Origin of the sequence: Lacinutrix sp. MedPE-SW (genome assembly GCF_001874145.1) — a bacterium.
Taxonomy (GTDB): domain Bacteria; phylum Bacteroidota; class Bacteroidia; order Flavobacteriales; family Flavobacteriaceae; genus Lacinutrix.
Genome location: NZ_MPCX01000011.1, coordinates 20,409 through 36,186 on the forward strand (window position 1 = coordinate 20,409; position 15,778 = coordinate 36,186).

Annotated in this window: 18 protein-coding genes; 6 read left to right on the plus strand and 12 right to left on the minus strand. The window is 30.1% G+C overall.

Annotated elements, in window-relative coordinates:
- Nucleotides 1–11 precede the first annotated feature (11 nt).
- Nucleotides 12–890, minus strand: coding sequence for a PPK2 family polyphosphate kinase (locus BM549_RS10765; protein WP_290470277.1), 879 nt, complete (start codon nucleotides 888–890; stop codon nucleotides 12–14).
- Nucleotides 891–1,074: 184 nt separating this feature from the next.
- Here BM549_RS10765 and BM549_RS10770 point away from each other — a divergent pair, with 184 nt between their 5' ends.
- On the plus strand, nucleotides 1,075–2,217 hold the full coding sequence (locus BM549_RS10770; RefSeq protein WP_290470278.1) for a hypothetical protein: 1,143 nt from the start codon (nucleotides 1,075–1,077) through the stop codon (nucleotides 2,215–2,217).
- Nucleotides 2,218–2,219: 2 nt separating this feature from the next.
- Here the strand turns inward: BM549_RS10770 and BM549_RS10775 are convergent, their stop codons facing one another.
- The 7 genes from BM549_RS10775 to BM549_RS10805 all read right to left on the minus strand — a co-directional run bounded on the left by BM549_RS10775 (nucleotide 2,220) and on the right by BM549_RS10805 (nucleotide 9,575).
- Nucleotides 2,220–3,383 carry a sigma-54 dependent transcriptional regulator gene (locus BM549_RS10775; RefSeq protein ID WP_290470279.1) on the minus strand — a complete coding sequence of 388 codons (1,164 nt, stop codon included), beginning with the start codon at nucleotides 3,381–3,383 and terminating at the stop codon, nucleotides 2,220–2,222.
- The gene (locus tag BM549_RS10780) at nucleotides 3,383–4,270 is read right to left on the minus strand and encodes a DUF6268 family outer membrane beta-barrel protein (protein WP_290470280.1); all 888 of its coding nucleotides are present in this window, start codon (nucleotides 4,268–4,270) and stop codon (nucleotides 3,383–3,385) included. The genes BM549_RS10775 and BM549_RS10780 overlap by 1 nt, the downstream gene beginning before the upstream one ends.
- A 3-nt stretch (nucleotides 4,271–4,273) precedes the next feature.
- A complete protein-coding gene (locus BM549_RS10785) occupies nucleotides 4,274–5,239 on the minus strand; it encodes a mechanosensitive ion channel domain-containing protein (protein WP_290470281.1) in 966 nt (321 codons plus the stop codon).
- Nucleotide 5,240: 1 nt separating this feature from the next.
- Entirely contained in the window at nucleotides 5,241–6,554 is a 1,314-nt protein-coding gene (locus tag BM549_RS10790; protein WP_290470282.1) for an ABC transporter permease, read from the minus strand.
- A 5-nt stretch (nucleotides 6,555–6,559) separates the two neighbouring features.
- Complete coding sequence (locus BM549_RS10795; RefSeq protein WP_290470283.1) at nucleotides 6,560–7,486, minus strand: ABC transporter ATP-binding protein; 927 nt, start codon at nucleotides 7,484–7,486, stop codon at nucleotides 6,560–6,562.
- Between the two features lie 378 nt (nucleotides 7,487–7,864).
- Nucleotides 7,865–8,983, minus strand: a complete 1,119-nt coding sequence (dnaJ, locus tag BM549_RS10800) for a molecular chaperone DnaJ (RefSeq protein ID WP_290470284.1) — start codon at nucleotides 8,981–8,983, stop codon at nucleotides 7,865–7,867.
- 52 nt (nucleotides 8,984–9,035) lie between these two features.
- Nucleotides 9,036–9,575, minus strand: coding sequence for a nucleotide exchange factor GrpE (locus BM549_RS10805; RefSeq protein WP_290470285.1), 540 nt, complete (start codon nucleotides 9,573–9,575; stop codon nucleotides 9,036–9,038).
- Between the two features lie 157 nt (nucleotides 9,576–9,732).
- On the opposite strand from BM549_RS10805, the gene BM549_RS10810 reads away from it, so the two are divergent.
- The 4 genes from BM549_RS10810 (at nucleotide 9,733) to BM549_RS10825 (ending at nucleotide 11,747) form a co-directional block, all read left to right on the plus strand.
- Nucleotides 9,733–10,368 (plus strand): YceI family protein, encoded by a 636-nt coding sequence (locus tag BM549_RS10810; protein ID WP_290470286.1) that lies wholly within the window; start codon nucleotides 9,733–9,735, stop codon nucleotides 10,366–10,368.
- Between the two features lie 110 nt (nucleotides 10,369–10,478).
- The gene (locus BM549_RS10815; RefSeq protein ID WP_290470287.1) at nucleotides 10,479–11,114 is read left to right on the plus strand and encodes a hypothetical protein; all 636 of its coding nucleotides are present in this window, start codon (nucleotides 10,479–10,481) and stop codon (nucleotides 11,112–11,114) included.
- A 26-nt stretch (nucleotides 11,115–11,140) separates the two neighbouring features.
- Nucleotides 11,141–11,497, plus strand: coding sequence for an RDD family protein (locus tag BM549_RS10820; RefSeq protein WP_290470288.1), 357 nt, complete (start codon nucleotides 11,141–11,143; stop codon nucleotides 11,495–11,497).
- 22 nt (nucleotides 11,498–11,519) lie between these two features.
- Nucleotides 11,520–11,747: a hypothetical protein gene (locus BM549_RS10825; protein WP_290470289.1), complete on the plus strand. Its 228-nt coding sequence runs from the start codon at nucleotides 11,520–11,522 to the stop codon at nucleotides 11,745–11,747.
- Nucleotides 11,748–11,824: 77 nt separating this feature from the next.
- On the opposite strand, the gene BM549_RS10830 is transcribed toward BM549_RS10825, so the two are convergent.
- From BM549_RS10830 to BM549_RS10840, 3 genes are all read right to left on the minus strand, one after another.
- Entirely contained in the window at nucleotides 11,825–12,727 is a 903-nt protein-coding gene (locus tag BM549_RS10830; protein ID WP_290470290.1) for a TIGR01777 family oxidoreductase, read from the minus strand.
- Between the two features lie 78 nt (nucleotides 12,728–12,805).
- Nucleotides 12,806–13,477, minus strand: coding sequence for a tRNA (5-methylaminomethyl-2-thiouridine)(34)-methyltransferase MnmD (gene mnmD, locus BM549_RS10835; protein ID WP_290470291.1), 672 nt, complete (start codon nucleotides 13,475–13,477; stop codon nucleotides 12,806–12,808).
- 1 nt (nucleotide 13,478) lies between these two features.
- Complete coding sequence (locus BM549_RS10840; RefSeq protein ID WP_290470292.1) at nucleotides 13,479–14,000, minus strand: DUF4920 domain-containing protein; 522 nt, start codon at nucleotides 13,998–14,000, stop codon at nucleotides 13,479–13,481.
- Nucleotides 14,001–14,106: 106 nt separating this feature from the next.
- On the opposite strand from BM549_RS10840, the gene BM549_RS10845 reads away from it, so the two are divergent.
- Nucleotides 14,107–15,171, plus strand: coding sequence for a branched-chain amino acid aminotransferase (locus BM549_RS10845; protein ID WP_290470293.1), 1,065 nt, complete (start codon nucleotides 14,107–14,109; stop codon nucleotides 15,169–15,171).
- A 42-nt stretch (nucleotides 15,172–15,213) separates the two neighbouring features.
- On the opposite strand, the gene BM549_RS10850 is transcribed toward BM549_RS10845, so the two are convergent.
- Entirely contained in the window at nucleotides 15,214–15,600 is a 387-nt protein-coding gene (locus BM549_RS10850; RefSeq protein ID WP_290470294.1) for a nucleoside triphosphate pyrophosphohydrolase family protein, read from the minus strand.
- Nucleotides 15,601–15,778 lie beyond the last annotated feature (178 nt).

Genomic DNA, 15,778 nt, shown 5'->3' on the forward strand with positions numbered 1-15,778 from the left:
CTTAGTTTAGGTTATTCGTTGTTTAATTCTTGGCGGTACAAGTCTAAATTTGCTTTGGTTTTTGCATCTAATTCTGGCTCGTCAATATCTTTATATTTTTTTAACGTTTCGTATAAAATAGTAGCTACTGCAAGTCTGGCAGAAGGTTTGTTATCTGCCGGGATGTTAAACCATGGTGCATGAGCTTTAGAGGTTCTATTTATAGCATCTTCATAACAAAACATATAATCGTCCCATAATTTACGTTCTTTTAAATCGCCTGCAGAAAATTTCCAATTTTTTTCTTTTAAATCTAAACGTCGTAATAGTCTGTTTTTTTGTTCTTCTTTAGATAAATTCATAAAGAATTTAAATATAATGGTTCCGTTTTCTACTAAATGTTTTTCGAAATTGTTTATTTGCTCAAAACGTTTATCCCAAAAGGCTTCATCTACATCATCAATAGATGTTACGTTAGGTAAATTTTCTCCTAATATATAATTTGGATGAACACGTGTTACTAATACATTTTCGTAGTGTGTACGATTATGAACACCAAATTTACCGCGAGCAGGTAATGCGATATAATGTCGCCATAAATAATCATGCTTTAATTCTAAAGCTGTTGGTACTTTAAAGCTCATAACCTCAACACCGCGTGCATTAAAATCTTTAAAAACCTCACGTATTAAGCTATCTTTACCAGAGGTATCCATACCTTGCAAACATACTAATACAGAATACTTACCGTGAGCGTAAAGTGTATCTTGTAGTTTCCCTAATTTTCTTCTAACTTTTCTTAGTTCATCTTTTACTTCATCATCACTTTCGTTTAGGTCTAGTAAAGATGGGAGATTAGACAGTGATATTTTTGATGTTATTATGTGGTCTTTTATATTAATATCTTTCATAAAATGATTGTAAAGCTTAAATATACGAATGTAATTTTACTTACTAAATCTTATATTTATTTTAGTGCCTGTATAGTTGCTATTTGTTATTTTTGAAATCGTGGAAGACAATTTTAGCAATATAAAATTATTTTTAAGCATTTTTTTTATAACTATTTCTCTAGCTAGTTATACTCAAGTAAATGTGGATAGCACAAATTACTCTTTAAAAAATGGAATTTCTAAACCAAGTATACTTTCTACAAACACATTTGGTATCTTTTTTTCAAGATTAAATCATAATTTTAAATTAAAACCTTCTAAAAAAACAGAAATTGATATTGTTTTAGAAAGCGGAAATGTTTGGGGAGCAAATGTTAAAACCTATTTGCCAGACAGTGAAACCATTAGAAACAAATTAAGAACTGTAAATTGGTATTCTCGACAATTTTTATTTGATGAAGACACATTAAAAGGCAAAAATTACAGCATTAAAACCGATGGAACTATTAAAGGTTTAAGAGCAAATATAACACTGCCAATACATAACCAACAAGAATTAGTTTTAGGGTTTAGGTCTTTTATTTTAACTGAAGGTAAATTTCCATTATCAATCTTTACAAATGATGCTTTTATTGAGTTTTTTCACAATAATATTGCTGGCGGAAACGACCCGTTTGATAGAAAAGTTTTTGGTTACAATAGAGCTGAAGTTAACTATACAGATAGAAATGGTAATAATTTAAAACTTAATAAAGGAAGTTTTGTTTTTGGTGGTATTGAAGCACATTACTTTTATTACCCAAAATTATTAAATAATAGAAATGTATTTATAAATTTTGGTGCACATCTAGGTACTAACCTATCTCAATACAATTCGTCTATAGATTTAGGGCTATCTGCAGCTGCTGTAAAAAAACTAACCTTAAATTCAACTAATCAATTTTTATTTGGAATAGGCTTAAATACAATACATAAAAATAGTGTAGAGTTTAAAAAAAACAATATAGAGTTTGGTACAAATAATTTTATTGCAAGTTTAGAAACAGATATTGAATATAATTTTACCTCAAAAGGAAAAACCAATCACGCATTTGGATTGGCTTTTTATTTACAAACAAGTCTTAATAACAAAGACGAGTTTAATTACGCCATATTAGTAAGAGATGAAAGTGCTTATAATTCTTGGCAGCATGCTAGTAAACACTTGTACCAGAATAATAACTATTGGACTTTTATGTACACGTTTACCAGAAAAATTGCAACTTCTTTTTATTTACAACAGGATTTTACAGTAAACAATAATCCAGATATACAAACTGGTGTTGGTATTAAATTTGGTTTATAAGTTTATTTACTTGCAAACAACTTAACATCTTGCTCACTAACTTCTAAACCGCCTAGTATAATTAATCGCTCTACTACGTTTCTTAATTCTCGTATATTTCCTGTCCAATCGTATTCTTGCAATAATTTTATTGCTTTTGCAGAAAAGTTTTTTTCTGCCGTACCTTGCTCTGCAGAAATCTTTTTTGCAAAATGATTTATTAAAAGTGGTATATCTTCTCGTCTGTCATTTAAAGCAGGAACTTTAACTAAAATCACAGCTAGTCTATGGTATAAATCTTCTCTAAACTTACCATTTTCAATTTCCTTTTTTAAATTTTTGTTTGTTGCAGCAACAACACGTACATCTACTTTTATGTCTTTATCACTACCAACGCGCTGTATACGGCTTTCTTGCAAAGCACGTAACACTTTTGCTTGGGCAGATAAACTCATGTCTCCTATTTCATCTAAAAAAATAGTACCGCCATTTGCTGCTTCAAATTTTCCAGCTCTATCTTTTGCAGCACTTGTAAATGCTCCTTTAACATGTCCAAAAAGTTCACTTTCTATAAGCTCACTTGGTATCGCTGCACAATTAACCTCTATCATTGGTCCTTTTGCTCGCTCACTTTTTTGGTGTAACCAATGTGCTACTAATTCTTTTCCTGTTCCATTTGGCCCAGTAATTAGTACACGAGCATCTGTTGGTGCAACTTTATCTATTATTTGTTTTATTTGAGAAATAGCATCACTATCTCCAACCATCTCATACTTTTTACTAACCTTCTTTTTAAGAATTTTGTTTTCTACAACAAGTTCTTTTCTGTCTAAAGCATTGCGTACGGTGTTTAACAACCTGTTTAAATCTGGTGGTTTTGATATGTAATCAAAGGCACCAAGTCGCATTGTATTTACTGCAGTATCTAAATCGCCATGGCCAGAAATCATTACCATTGGTATTTCTGGTTTTATTTTTCTTACTGCTTCAAGCACTTCTACGCCATCCATTTTTGGCATTTTAATATCGCATAATACTAGATCGTAATCATCTTTTTTTATTTTTTCTATGCCAATTAAACCATCTTCTGCTTCTTCAACTGCATATTTATCGTTTTCTTCAGAAAGAATTTTAACTAAAACCCTTCTAATTGCTGCTTCGTCTTCTATTACTAATATTTTTGGCATTATATCTTAAATTTTATTCCACTTCTAAAATAGAAAGTATTTACATTATCTAGTTTAAATACTTCTTCTCTATCACTATCTCTTAATCTATTATTCATACTTAAAGTATATCCTGTGTAGGCATACCAAACTAAATGTTTTGTAAAATAATGTTCGTAACCTAAACCAGATATTACTACAGATAAGGAAATACTATCTGCTTCTTTATTGTCTATAAATATAGGGTTTTGAATGTTAGCAAAATAACCATCGATACTTGTATACAGTTGTACAATGTTTTTTTCATCAAAAAAATATTTTACATTGGTTTTAGGTACGCCTAAGTTAAAAGACCAGTTTTTATTTACTCGCCTAAAATAGCTTACAAAAGGCAATGGTAATGGTATTCCTGCGGTACTATTATATGTTAAACCAACAATTAAACGGTATGGTTTTTTAACAGACTCGTCTTTAGTACGGTCGTTAATCGCATAAACACCACCATTAATAAAAATATCATCTCCACTAATTTTTTCTCTTAAAGTAGAAGCTATTCTTGGAGATATTTTTGCGCCTAACCTCCATTTTTCGCTTACCTTAAAAGTATAGCCTAAATTAAAGTCTATTACATGAAGCCTGCTTAAATTCTCTGTACTAAATGGATAATGGTCTTCTATATCGAAATCGATATTACTGTATTCTCCTCCAACTATTAAATATGTATCTTCTTTTAGTTCTATAGGATAATTAATAAGTGTTCTAAATCTTTTAAAACTATCTTCAGAATTTTTTTTAGGTATATATGAATATTCAATTCTCGCTAGGTCTGTAAGCTGAGCAGATACCGTTTGAATTGAAGTTATAATTAATATAATTAGAATATAATTCTTAAATTTTAGTTTTAACATAAATTATCTATTAGAATTTGGGGTTTTCATTTTTAAATTTAAATTATCATCTTCCTTTTGAATAATATGAATATCTCGCTGTGGAAACGGAATACTTATATTGTTTTCTCTAAAAAGCTTATCTATTGCAAATCGTATTTCACTTTTTGGTATTCTAGCATTAAAACTATCTTCAATTGTAAATGCTACTCTAAAATCTAAAGAACTTTCTCCAAAATTTGCAAAAACAACACTTGGTGGCGGATTTTTAAATACTAATTTTGATGATTTTGCTGCTTCTATTAATAATTTTCTTACTAATTCTACATCACTACCATAGGCAACACCAACATCTACAGTTTCACGAGTAGACGAGCCATTTTGTGTCCAATTATACAAACTATTAGTTAAATATAAATGGTTTGGTATAATTAACACCTTATTATCTATCGTTACAGCTCTTGTAGTTCTTAATTTAATTTCTTCTACACGGCCAACTTTACCTTCAATCTCAATTATATCTCCAACATGAACCGATTGATCTACCAATATAAAAACACCAGAAATAATATCTTGAAATAATGTTTGAAGTGCTAAACCAATACCTATTAAAAGTGCTGCCGAAGCTGCAAAAACGGCTGTAACATCTATACCAATTGAGTCTATAGCTATTAAAAAAACTATTGCATATACTAGCCATCTTGCAAAAGAAAATACTGTATTAAACTTAGACTTATCATCTTCTGGCATTTTACGTGTTAAAAGCTTTTTTACCCATCGTAAAAGGTAAGTAGTTAACATGAGTATTAGTATAACTAATAAAATATACTTTACCTTTAAAAAACCTGTTTCAGCGCCATTTTCACCTGTAAATGTGTAAAGTTTAAAATTTAAAAACTCTATAAATTTTTCCCATAGAGAACTGTCTACAATAACGTCTCCAACTTTCTCTACTTCTTTTTCTAGCTTATCTGTTACTTTTTCCTGCATTTTAATACTTAATCCATTTTAAAAGTTCTTTATAACTTGGCTTTTTACCATACATTAAAATACCTACTCGATAAATTTTGGCTGCAAACCATACGGTAAACATAAATGTACCAATTAATAATGCTAACGATAATATTTGTTGCCATATTGGAACACCAAACGGTATACGCATAAGCATAACTACTGGTGATGTAAAAGGTATAAACGAAAAAACAGTAGATACGGTTCCGTGAGGATCTTCAATTACCGTAAACATACCAACATATACTGCTAAAATTAATGGCATTAATATTGGCAACATAAACTGTTGTGTATCTGTTTCATTGTCTACTGCTGCTCCAATTGCCGCGTAAAGTGAGCTATATAATAAATACCCACAAATAAAAAATAATATAAAGGCTATAATTAGGTTTGCTATAGGCAAGTTGTAAAACGATTGCATAACGCTTTGCACCTTCATGTTAATATCTGGGTTCTCAATAGCTTGTTGTAACATTTCTTGCTGTGGTGTTTTTACTGCAGCCACATCTATACCAAATATTGCAGATACAACAGTAAGCATAACGCCTCCAAGAATAATCCAAATCACAAACTGAGTAATACCTGCAAGCGAAGTTCCTATAATTTTGCCAAGCATAAGTTGTATAGGTTTTACTGAAGATATTATAACTTCTATTATTCTACTTGTTTTTTCTTCTATTACAGAGCGCATTATCATATTACCATAAATAATTATAAACATGAATAGTAAATAACCAGCTACGCCACCAAAACCAAGTTTTAAAAAACTATCTATTTTAGAGGTTTTCTCACCTGTATAATTTTCTTGATTAATATCTATGCGTATTCTCGAGGCTTCAATTAAAGCAACATTTGCTCCTTTTTGCTCTAAATTTAAATCGGTTAAGCGTTTTTCTATTTTATTCTCAATCTCTGTGATTACAGAAAGTGATGGTGAATCGTCTGAGTAAAATTCTATACCGTTTTCTGCTCTTTCTATGTTTTCAAATTTTGAAATGTGCAACAACCCGTAATAATCCTGTTCTGCTGCAATTGTTTTTGCATTATCTAATGTTAAATTTTCTAATTTAATATATTTTGTATTGTCTGTATTTTCAAAAACCTGCTGTACTTTTCCAGAGTCATCTAGAATTGCTATAGTTCTTTCTTTACTATTATTTAATTGCGATAAATAAGCTACAACGGTTATTAATGCAATCATAATTAGCGGACTTAAAATAGTCATTACTAAAAATGATTTGTTTCTAACCTTAGTTAAATACTCGCGTTTTATTATTAGTGATAAATGATTCATAGCTACTAATTATTCTTTACAGTTTGAATAAATATATCGTTTGCACTTGGTATTACTTCTACAAAATGAGACAACTCACCTTGTGTAGTTAAATAACTTAATAATTGATTTGCCGTTTCTTTTTCTGAAAGCTTAATATTAAGTTTTAGCTCGTTATTTAGCGATTTAAATTCTGCAGGTGAAACAATAAACTTTTCTGAAAGTGTTTTTTGTAATTCCGTAGGATTTTTGGCATTTATACCAATTTCAAATGTATTGGTTTTATACTCGCGTTTAATGGCATTTAAATTACCATCTAACACCTTATTAGACTTGTGTATTAAAGCAATATGGTCACATAATTCTTCTACAGATTCCATACGGTGAGTTGAAAAAATTACCGTAGCGCCTTCATCTCGCAATCTTAATATTTGATCTTTAATTATGTTAGCATTAATAGGATCGAAACCTGAAAACGGTTCATCGAAAATTAATAATTTAGGTTCGTGTAGTACAGTAACAACAAACTGTATTTTTTGTGCCATACCTTTAGAGAGTTCTTGAATTTTTTTATTCCACCAATCTCCAATTTCTAGTCTTTCAAACCAATCTAACAATCTTTTTTTAGCAACAGCTTTATCCATACCCTTAAGTTGCGCTAAGTACAAGGCTTGTTCTCCTACTTTCATAGACTTATATAAACCGCGCTCTTCTGGCAAATACCCAATATTTTGAATATGATGTCTTTTTAAAGGTTCGCCATCTAATAAAACATGACCAGTATCTGGTATTGTTATTTGGTTAATAATTCTAATTAAAGTTGTTTTTCCTGCACCATTTGGCCCAAGCAAACCAAATATGCTACCTTTTGGTACTGCAATAGAAACATTATTTAATGCTTTAAAGTTTCCGAAACTTTTAGAAACCGAGTGTGCTTCTAATAAATTATCCATACGTATGTTTTGGCTGTTAGTAGCGTAAATATAGAAAATGTAACACGAGAAACTTTATTGTTTAGAAATAATTTAACGCTGATAAACATAATAGCTAAAAGCTATTACACAAATAAGTTTTAAAGAAATTGAATTTGTAAGATTTCTTATAGTAATGTATATAACAAAACCCTATAAAAACAAAACCCACCCTTAGTAAACTAAGGATGGGAAAAAATTGCTATGAAAAAGAAAAATTACCACTAGCTTTCACTAGTGATAAACCAAATATAACATTTTTTAACTAACTTTAACTTAAATGCATAAATTAGTTGATATTTTAACAAAAAAAATCCGCGATTTTTTCGCGGATTTTATTATAGTAATCTTTTGTTAAGCTTAAGAAAACATATCTTTTACTTTTTCAAAAAATGATTTATCAGATTTTTCTGGTTTTGGTGAAAAATGATCATCATTTTTCATGCTTTCAAAAAATTCTTTTTGTTGTTTACTTAATGTTTTAGGTGTCCAAACATTTACGTGTACTAATAAATCTCCTTTACCGTAACCGTTTATACTTGGAATTCCTTTTCCGCGTAAGCGTAAAATTTTACCAGATTGTAAACCTGCTTCAATTTTTATTCTCACTTTACCAGAAACTGTATCTATTTCTTTAGATGTTCCTAAAACAGCATCACTAATACTTACATATAAATCATAATGTAAATTATCTCCTTCTCGCTGTAATGTTTCGTGATCTAATTCTTCTATAGCTACTAAAAGATCTCCAGCTATACCATTTCCTGGTGCATCGTTTCCTTTTCCAGAAACTTTAAGTTGCATACCATCTACAACACCTGCTGGAATTTTAACCGATATTGTTTCTTCTTTTGTTATTAAGCCTTGAGCATCTGCATTGGCTGGTTTTTTGTCTATAATTTGCCCAGAACCACCACATGTTGTACAAGGTGAAGCTGTTTGCATGCGTCCTAAAATAGTATTAGTAACACGAGTAACTTGCCCAGAACCATTACAAGTAGAACAGGTTTTATATGTTGTGCCTTGAGCTTGTACTTTACGCTTTACTTTTATTTTTTTCTCTACACCATTAGCAATTTCTTCTAGTGTAAGTTTAACGCGAATACGTAAGTTACTTCCTTTTACTCGACGTTGTTGTTGGCCTCCACCAAAACCGCCGCCAAAACCAGAAAAACCACCACCGCCAAAAATGTCTCCAAACTGGCTAAATATGTCGTCCATATTCATACCGCCGCCGCCAAAACCGCCGCCGCCTTCAAAGGCTTGGTGACCAAATTGGTCATAACGTGCTTTTTTGTTCTCGTCGCTTAAAACTTCATAAGCCTCGGCAGCTTCTTTAAATTTAGCCTCGGCTGTAGCGTCGTCTGGATTTTTATCTGGGTGAAACTCAATAGCTTTTTTACGGTAAGCTTTTTTTATCTCACTAGCTGTTGCGTTTTTACTTAATCCTAATATTTCGTAATAATCTTTTTTTGCCATCTTGTTTTACTATTAGCTAAATAACTTTTGTTATTAGCTATAATTTTTAAAATTATTGTCCGATAACTACTTTTGGAAAACGTATAACTGTATCACCTAAAGTATAGCCTTTTTCTACTACGTCTATAATTTTCCCTTTTAAATCGTCACTTGGCGCAGGCACTTGAGTAATTGCTTGGTGAATTTCAGAATCAAATGTGTCTCCTTGCTTAACTTCCATTGCTGCTAAACCTTTTTGACCTAATGTATTTAATAGTTTTTGGTATATTAATACGACTCCTTTTCTTAATTCTTCAGCTTCTTTATCGTCTTCAATATGCATTAAAGCTCGCTCGAAATCGTCTAAAACAGGTAACATAGACACCATGACATCTTTACTTGCTGTTTTAAATAATTCTATACGCTCTTTAGAGGTTCTTTTTTTATAATTTTCAAATTCTGCAAATAAGCGCAGAAATTTATCTTTTTCTTGACCTAACTCTTCTTGTAACTTCTCTTCTACCGTTAACTCAGGAGTTTCTACAGTTTCTGTTTGAATGTCACCGTTTTGTTGGTCTTCAATCTCTTCTTGTTTATCTTTCTTTTTGCTCATTTTGTATTTCTTATTTTAAACACAGTTAAAAGGTTGGCAAAAGTACTGCCAATATTATAAAAATGCCATAATGTCATTACTTTTTTTTAAGAAAAATTTAAGTATATTCCATGGAAACTTTTTTATATTTGTGGCTAACCATTAATAAAAATAAAAGATGAAAAAACAAGTTTTAAATATTTTTGCAATTATTGCTATTGGAGCGTCAGTTGTAGGATGTAAAAGTGATAAAAAAACTGAAACAACTGAAGCTAAAGAAGTAGAAACTGTTATGGCAGAAGAAACTTTTAAAGCTATACCAGCAGAATCTATGGTAACTTGGGAAGCTAACAAAATTGTTGGTGGACATACTGGAACTATAAACTTAAGTAACGGTGTTGCTAAAGTAAAAGGTAATCAACTAGTTGGTGGTAACTTTATTTTTGATATTTCTACTTTAAAAAATACAGATATTGAAAAAGAAGAAAGTAGAGCTAGTATTGAAGGACACTTAAAAAGTGCAGACTTTTTTGATGCTGAAAAATTTCCAAATGCTGCTTTTGAAATTACAAGTGTTGAAGGAAACAACGTAAGCGGAAACTTAATGATGAAAGGCATTAAGAAAAATGTAACTGTACCTGTAAATGTAAATATTAACGGTGATAGCATGACCATTACAAGTGATGAGTTTACAATTGATAGAACAGAATGGGACATTAAATACAACTCTGGTAAGTTTGCAGAAAACTTAGGTGATAAAATGATTAAAGATAACGTAAAGTTAAAAATCTCAGTTAAAGCTAATAAAGCATAATTTAGATTTATTTTTACTTAAAAAAAGCCACATCGAAAGATGTGGCTTTTTTATTTACTTAAAGTTTAAAATTAAAAACTTAAATTCGTTAAATAAATTGAAAACTAAGAATGAAAATTAAACTTACTATCCTACTTTGTTTTTTCGCTATAACTTTATCTTACGGCCAGTACGCATGGACTAAAGGCGAATTGGTTTTAAAAAATGGTGAAATTTTAATAGGGCAAATTAAACTTCCTATGATTTCTAAAAATTTAATAGCTTTTAATGGTAAAGAAAAAGTAAAATACAGAAAGAATAGAAAAAGTAAGAAAGTAAAATACGATGAAACTCAAGTTGAAAAAGTAATTTTTAAAAACTCAGACACAGAAGTTGCATATTTTGAATACATACAAACTTCAAAAAAGAAAAAAGGATTATTTAAAATTATTAGTTCTGGTGAAGTAACCTTGTATGCTAGAAGTGTTAGTATGACTTCTTCTACTCCTATGCATATGGGTGGACCACAAGGCACAACTTGGAATCATTGGCATTACTCTTTTAGTGATTTTAACGAGTTTTATGTTCTTAGAGAGAATGAAAAAATTGCAAGTCCATTAATTACTGCAAGATTATCAAGATCTTTTAAAAAAAGAGCATTAGAATATTTTAGTGATTGCGCAGAATTAGTTTCTAATTTAAAAGAACGCATTTACATTAAAAGCGACATTAAAGATGTTGTAGATGATTATAATAACTGTAAATAAAAAAGATAAACTTATTATTATTTAATATGAAAAAACGAGTAAGGTTGTTTAACTTTTTAATTGATTCTGTAATATTTTTTATTATCGTTATTATATTTTCAATGCTTTTAAAAAATTACATCGCAAGAGAAAATTTAAATTACTTTATGATAGCATTGTACTATCTTTATTATTTAATTTTTGAATATACAACCGGACAAACTATTGGAAAAATTATTACTAAAACAAAAGTTGTAAATATCGATAATGATTTAAAACCAAGTTTTTCTACCATTTTACTTAGAACATTATGTAGACTAATACCTTTCGAAATAATATCCTATTTATTTTCTGTTAATGGTTTACATGACAGACTATCTAAAACCACTTTAAAAAACATATAATCACTAACTAAAAACTATTATCATGAAAAAAATTAAAAATGTAATTGCTATTGGATTAATGGCAATAATTATGTCAAGTTGCGCTACCGTATTTGGAGGAAAAGTAACTGCTGCCCAAAAAAGAAAACCTTTACCAGGAGAAGAGCAAAGACAAGTACGTGTTGTAGCCTTAATAGCAGATATTATATTATTCTGGCCTGGATTAATTGTAGATTTTGCAACTGGTGCAATTTACAAACCAAATAAATAGTGCACTAAAATTTTAAACTATTGTATTTAACATAACAATGTGTGACTTATAATATATGTAAGGCACACATTATTATATTAAAGTAATTTATTTAAAGCACTTTTTAAATTAGGGAACTCAAAATTAAAACCTGTATTTTCAATTTTTTTAGAACTTACTCTTTGACTTTCAAATAAAATAATATGCATTTCTCCTAATACAATCTTCATAATTATTTTTGGAATATTTGGTAGTATTAAAGGCTTTTTTAGATGTCTAGCAATAGATTTTGTTATTGATTTATTAGTTTCTGGATTAGGAGAAACACCATTATAAATACCTTCTAATTTATTTTTGGCAACATGTAAAAAAATCGCGGCAAGATCATGTAAATGAATCCATGACATCCATTGTTTACCATTACCCATTACTGCTCCAGCACCATATTTTATAGGTTTAGCTAATTGCGGAAATGCACCACCTTCTTTTGAAAAAACAACACCTATTCTAATTTTAGAAACGGTGATATTTAAGGTTTTAAAAGTATCTACTGCTTGCTCCCAAACCTCAACTACTTGACCCAAAAAAGAGGTATTTACATTTTTTTCGTCTTCTGTATAATAATTAGTTAGCGAATCTGGGTAATAACCAATTGCACTGGCAGATACAATTTGTTTTATTGTATTTGGGTTGTTTTTTACAGTATCGTGTAAAAGCGCTGTGGTTTTTAACCTACTATTTAATATAGCTTGTTTATGTGCTTTAGTCCATCGTTTAGAAATACTAGCTCCTACTAAATGGATAATTACATCTACATTTTCTAAGCATTTTACATCTATAATAGCATTACTAGGATTCCAGTAGTAACCTTGATAATTTTTTTTATTTTCAATTTTAGATTTACTAGTAGTAAGATAATTAACGGCAATACCTGCTTTGTGACACTGCGCTACTATTTCTGTACCTATTAAACCTGTAGCGCCTGTAATTAATATTCGCATTTCTTTTTTATTTATAAAAATACAACTTAAAGCCTTTATTTACATAGCGTTTAAGTTTGATTTAACACATTAAACCTTCTAACTTTTTATTGCTCTAAGCATATGCCTTTTACCTGGTGGTCCTTCTTCTTTTGTTACTTTAAAGCCTGCAGTAATCATAGCGCGTCTTGCATGACCTTGAGCACAATAAGTCACTAATACACCTTTAGTATTTAAAGCTTTATACATAGCATTAAATATTGGCTGTGTCCATAACTCTGGTTGTACACGCGGCCCAAAAGCATCAAAATAAATCACATCAAAAACACCAATATCATTAATGCTATCGAACGTTTTTTTTTGTTTATTTAATTTAAATGAATTTGTGCAAGTTTTAAAAGACTCCCATTTAGAATTGTGAATGGCGTTAAAAATTAATTTTTCGCGTTCTGTTTTCGTGTAGTTAAGTTGTTTTATTTCTGCTTCTAAAACAGGATAAGCCTCTACACCAGTATATTCTATTTTAGTATTATTATTGTCTACCTCTAATGCTGTTAAATAAGCATTTAAACCAGTACCAAATCCAATTTCTAATACAGAAATTGTTTTTTTTAAATTATTAATTTGTTCCATAAAAAAAGCTAAACCGTGTTTTATATACACGTGTTTAGCTTCTTGTATTGCACCATGAGTAGAATGGTATTGCTCATTCCATTCTGGTATATGAATGGTTTTAGAACCGTCTTTCGTGGTGATAATTTCGCGTCTCAAATTACTCTTTTAAAAGTACGCCATCTGCTTCAAATGAGTAAGTACGTTTAGGTTCTGTTATAGCTGCAATTGCTTCTGCACTTTCTCCTCCATCTTCAGCATAATGTCTTTGCTCATCTACAGAAACTTCTTTTACATAAGCTTTTCCGTTAATAATAACTTCTTTACCTTCAATATCTTTAGGCATAAAAAAACCATAATCTTTAAATTTTACCATGACTTCTTCTCCATTTGCAAGATCAAGTTTCATCCAGCATCCTTTAGATTTACAAACCTCGTTTACTTTAGCAGTCATCTTAGCATCTATACTATCACCAACTTTCATAGCTTCATAATGCTCTGCCATTGAAGCTGTATTTAAAGCATCGTTTGCTACAATTTCTTTACCAAAAGTTTTGTACGAAGCATCCACTATTTCTTTTGTTGTTTCCTCTTTTGCCGTTTCCTCTTTAGTTGTTTTCTCTTCATTTTTACAGGCTGAAAACACCACGATTAAAGAAAAGATTAGGATTATTTTTTTCATGTTTTAAAGTTTTATTAATTATCTAACAAATATACTATTTTAAGCTATATTTCACATTTTTTAAGTCTTATTTCTGTATTTTTGCAAAAAAGCTAAATATCTAAAAATGACAAAAACCAACCATACTTTAACCATTAAAAAAGTCGAAAATTCTAAAATTGAAACTGTTGATTTTAATAATTTAACTTTTGGTAAAACCTTTACAGATTACATGTATTCATGTGATTATGTAGATGGTGAATGGACTAATCCAACCATTGAACCTTATGGGCCTTTGCAAATAGATCCTAGTGCAAGAGTTTTTCATTACGGGCAAGCTGTTTTTGAAGGTATGAAAGCCTTTAAAGATGCTAATAATGATGTTTGGTTATTTAGGCCAGAAGACAATTTAAATAGAATAAATAAATCGTCTGCTAGGTTAGCTATGCCAGAGTTTCCTAAGCATTTGTTTTTTGAAGGATTAACAACATTGTTAAACTTAGATAAACAGTGGATAAAAAATACCGAAGGCAGCTCTATGTATATTAGACCTTTTATTATTGCTACAGAACCTGCAATATCTGCTTCACCAGCAAGCCAATATAAGTTCATGATTATTTTATCTCCTGCACAGTCTTATTACGCTGGAGAAGTTAGAGTACTTTTTGCAGAACAATACAGTCGTGCTGCAAATGGTGGTGTTGGTTTTGCTAAAGCTGCAGGAAATTATGCTGCACAATTTTATCCAACAAGCTTAGCACATAAAGAAGGTTACCAACAAATAATCTGGACAGATGCTAATTCTCATGAATACTTAGAGGAAGCTGGCACAATGAATATTTTCTTTAGAGTTAATGATACCTTATTAACAGCTCCTATTAGTGATAGAATTTTAGATGGCATCACTAGAAAGAGTATAATACAATTAGCTAAAGACAATAATATTGCCGTTGAAGAACGACCAATAACCGTTAAAGAAATTAAAGAAGCTGCAACAAATGGAAGCCTAAAAGAAATTTTTGGAGCAGGAACAGCTGCTGTAATTACTCCCATTTTAGGATTTAAACATGGTGAAATGAAACATGAAATTGTTCCAGCAACAGACTCTTACGCCTTATTATTTAAGCATAATTTAATGGCAATTCAATATAACAAAACCGAAGACAAACACGGTTGGAGATATAAAATATAACTAAAAAGCCTTTAACAATTGTTAAAGGCTTTTTAATTTTACTTAGCCTTCTAAGATGGCTTTAATATTTGGTTTAAAGTAATTTGGACCTTTTAAAACCTTACCATCTTCTCTGTAAATTGGTTCTCCATTATCACCTAATTTACTCATATTACTACGTTGTATTTCGTTAAAAACTTCTTCAATTTTATGCTGCATACCATGCTCTATAATTGTACCACATAAAATATAAAGCATATCTCCTAAAGCATCTGCTACTTCTACTAAGTCATCATTATTTGCTGCTTCTAAATATTCTTCATTCTCCTCTTTCATTAAATTAAATCGTAAAGAATTTTTAGCTCTTCCTAAGTTAGCTTTTGGAGACTCTAAATGTCCTATTTTAAATGCAGTATGAAATGCTTTTACAGCTTCTATTTTATTTTTCATGTAATTCGGTTTTACAGGTAGTATTAGTTATTTTTGTATAAAAATAATAATATGTTTAGTACAGGACAATTAATCTTTGCCATTTGTTTTGCTATGGTTTTTATCTCTTTTATAATTTATACTTATAGAAAAGATATTAATATCCACAAACAACATTACAGAGGTGTCTTTTGGGTGC

Coding starts and splice junctions, on each gene's coding strand:
- BM549_RS10850 (WP_290470294.1), bottom strand. CDS start 15,600: ATGAAAAATAAAATAGAAGCTGTAAAAGCATTTCATACTGCATTTAAA.
- BM549_RS10820 (WP_290470288.1), top strand. CDS start 11,141: ATGAAAAAACGAGTAAGGTTGTTTAACTTTTTAATTGATTCTGTAATA.
- BM549_RS10765 (WP_290470277.1), bottom strand. CDS start 890: ATGAAAGATATTAATATAAAAGACCACATAATAACATCAAAAATATCA.
- BM549_RS10785 (WP_290470281.1), bottom strand. CDS start 5,239: ATGCAGGAAAAAGTAACAGATAAGCTAGAAAAAGAAGTAGAGAAAGTT.
- BM549_RS10775 (WP_290470279.1), bottom strand. CDS start 3,383: ATGCCAAAAATATTAGTAATAGAAGACGAAGCAGCAATTAGAAGGGTT.
- BM549_RS10780 (WP_290470280.1), bottom strand. CDS start 4,270: ATGTTAAAACTAAAATTTAAGAATTATATTCTAATTATATTAATTATA.
- BM549_RS10840 (WP_290470292.1), bottom strand. CDS start 14,000: ATGAAAAAAATAATCCTAATCTTTTCTTTAATCGTGGTGTTTTCAGCC.
- BM549_RS10815 (WP_290470287.1), top strand. CDS start 10,479: ATGAAAATTAAACTTACTATCCTACTTTGTTTTTTCGCTATAACTTTA.
- BM549_RS10825 (WP_290470289.1), top strand. CDS start 11,520: ATGAAAAAAATTAAAAATGTAATTGCTATTGGATTAATGGCAATAATT.
- BM549_RS10790 (WP_290470282.1), bottom strand. CDS start 6,554: ATGAATCATTTATCACTAATAATAAAACGCGAGTATTTAACTAAGGTT.
- BM549_RS10805 (WP_290470285.1), bottom strand. CDS start 9,575: ATGAGCAAAAAGAAAGATAAACAAGAAGAGATTGAAGACCAACAAAAC.
- dnaJ (WP_290470284.1), bottom strand. CDS start 8,983: ATGGCAAAAAAAGATTATTACGAAATATTAGGATTAAGTAAAAACGCA.
- BM549_RS10845 (WP_290470293.1), top strand. CDS start 14,107: ATGACAAAAACCAACCATACTTTAACCATTAAAAAAGTCGAAAATTCT.
- BM549_RS10830 (WP_290470290.1), bottom strand. CDS start 12,727: ATGCGAATATTAATTACAGGCGCTACAGGTTTAATAGGTACAGAAATA.
- BM549_RS10795 (WP_290470283.1), bottom strand. CDS start 7,486: ATGGATAATTTATTAGAAGCACACTCGGTTTCTAAAAGTTTCGGAAAC.
- BM549_RS10810 (WP_290470286.1), top strand. CDS start 9,733: ATGAAAAAACAAGTTTTAAATATTTTTGCAATTATTGCTATTGGAGCG.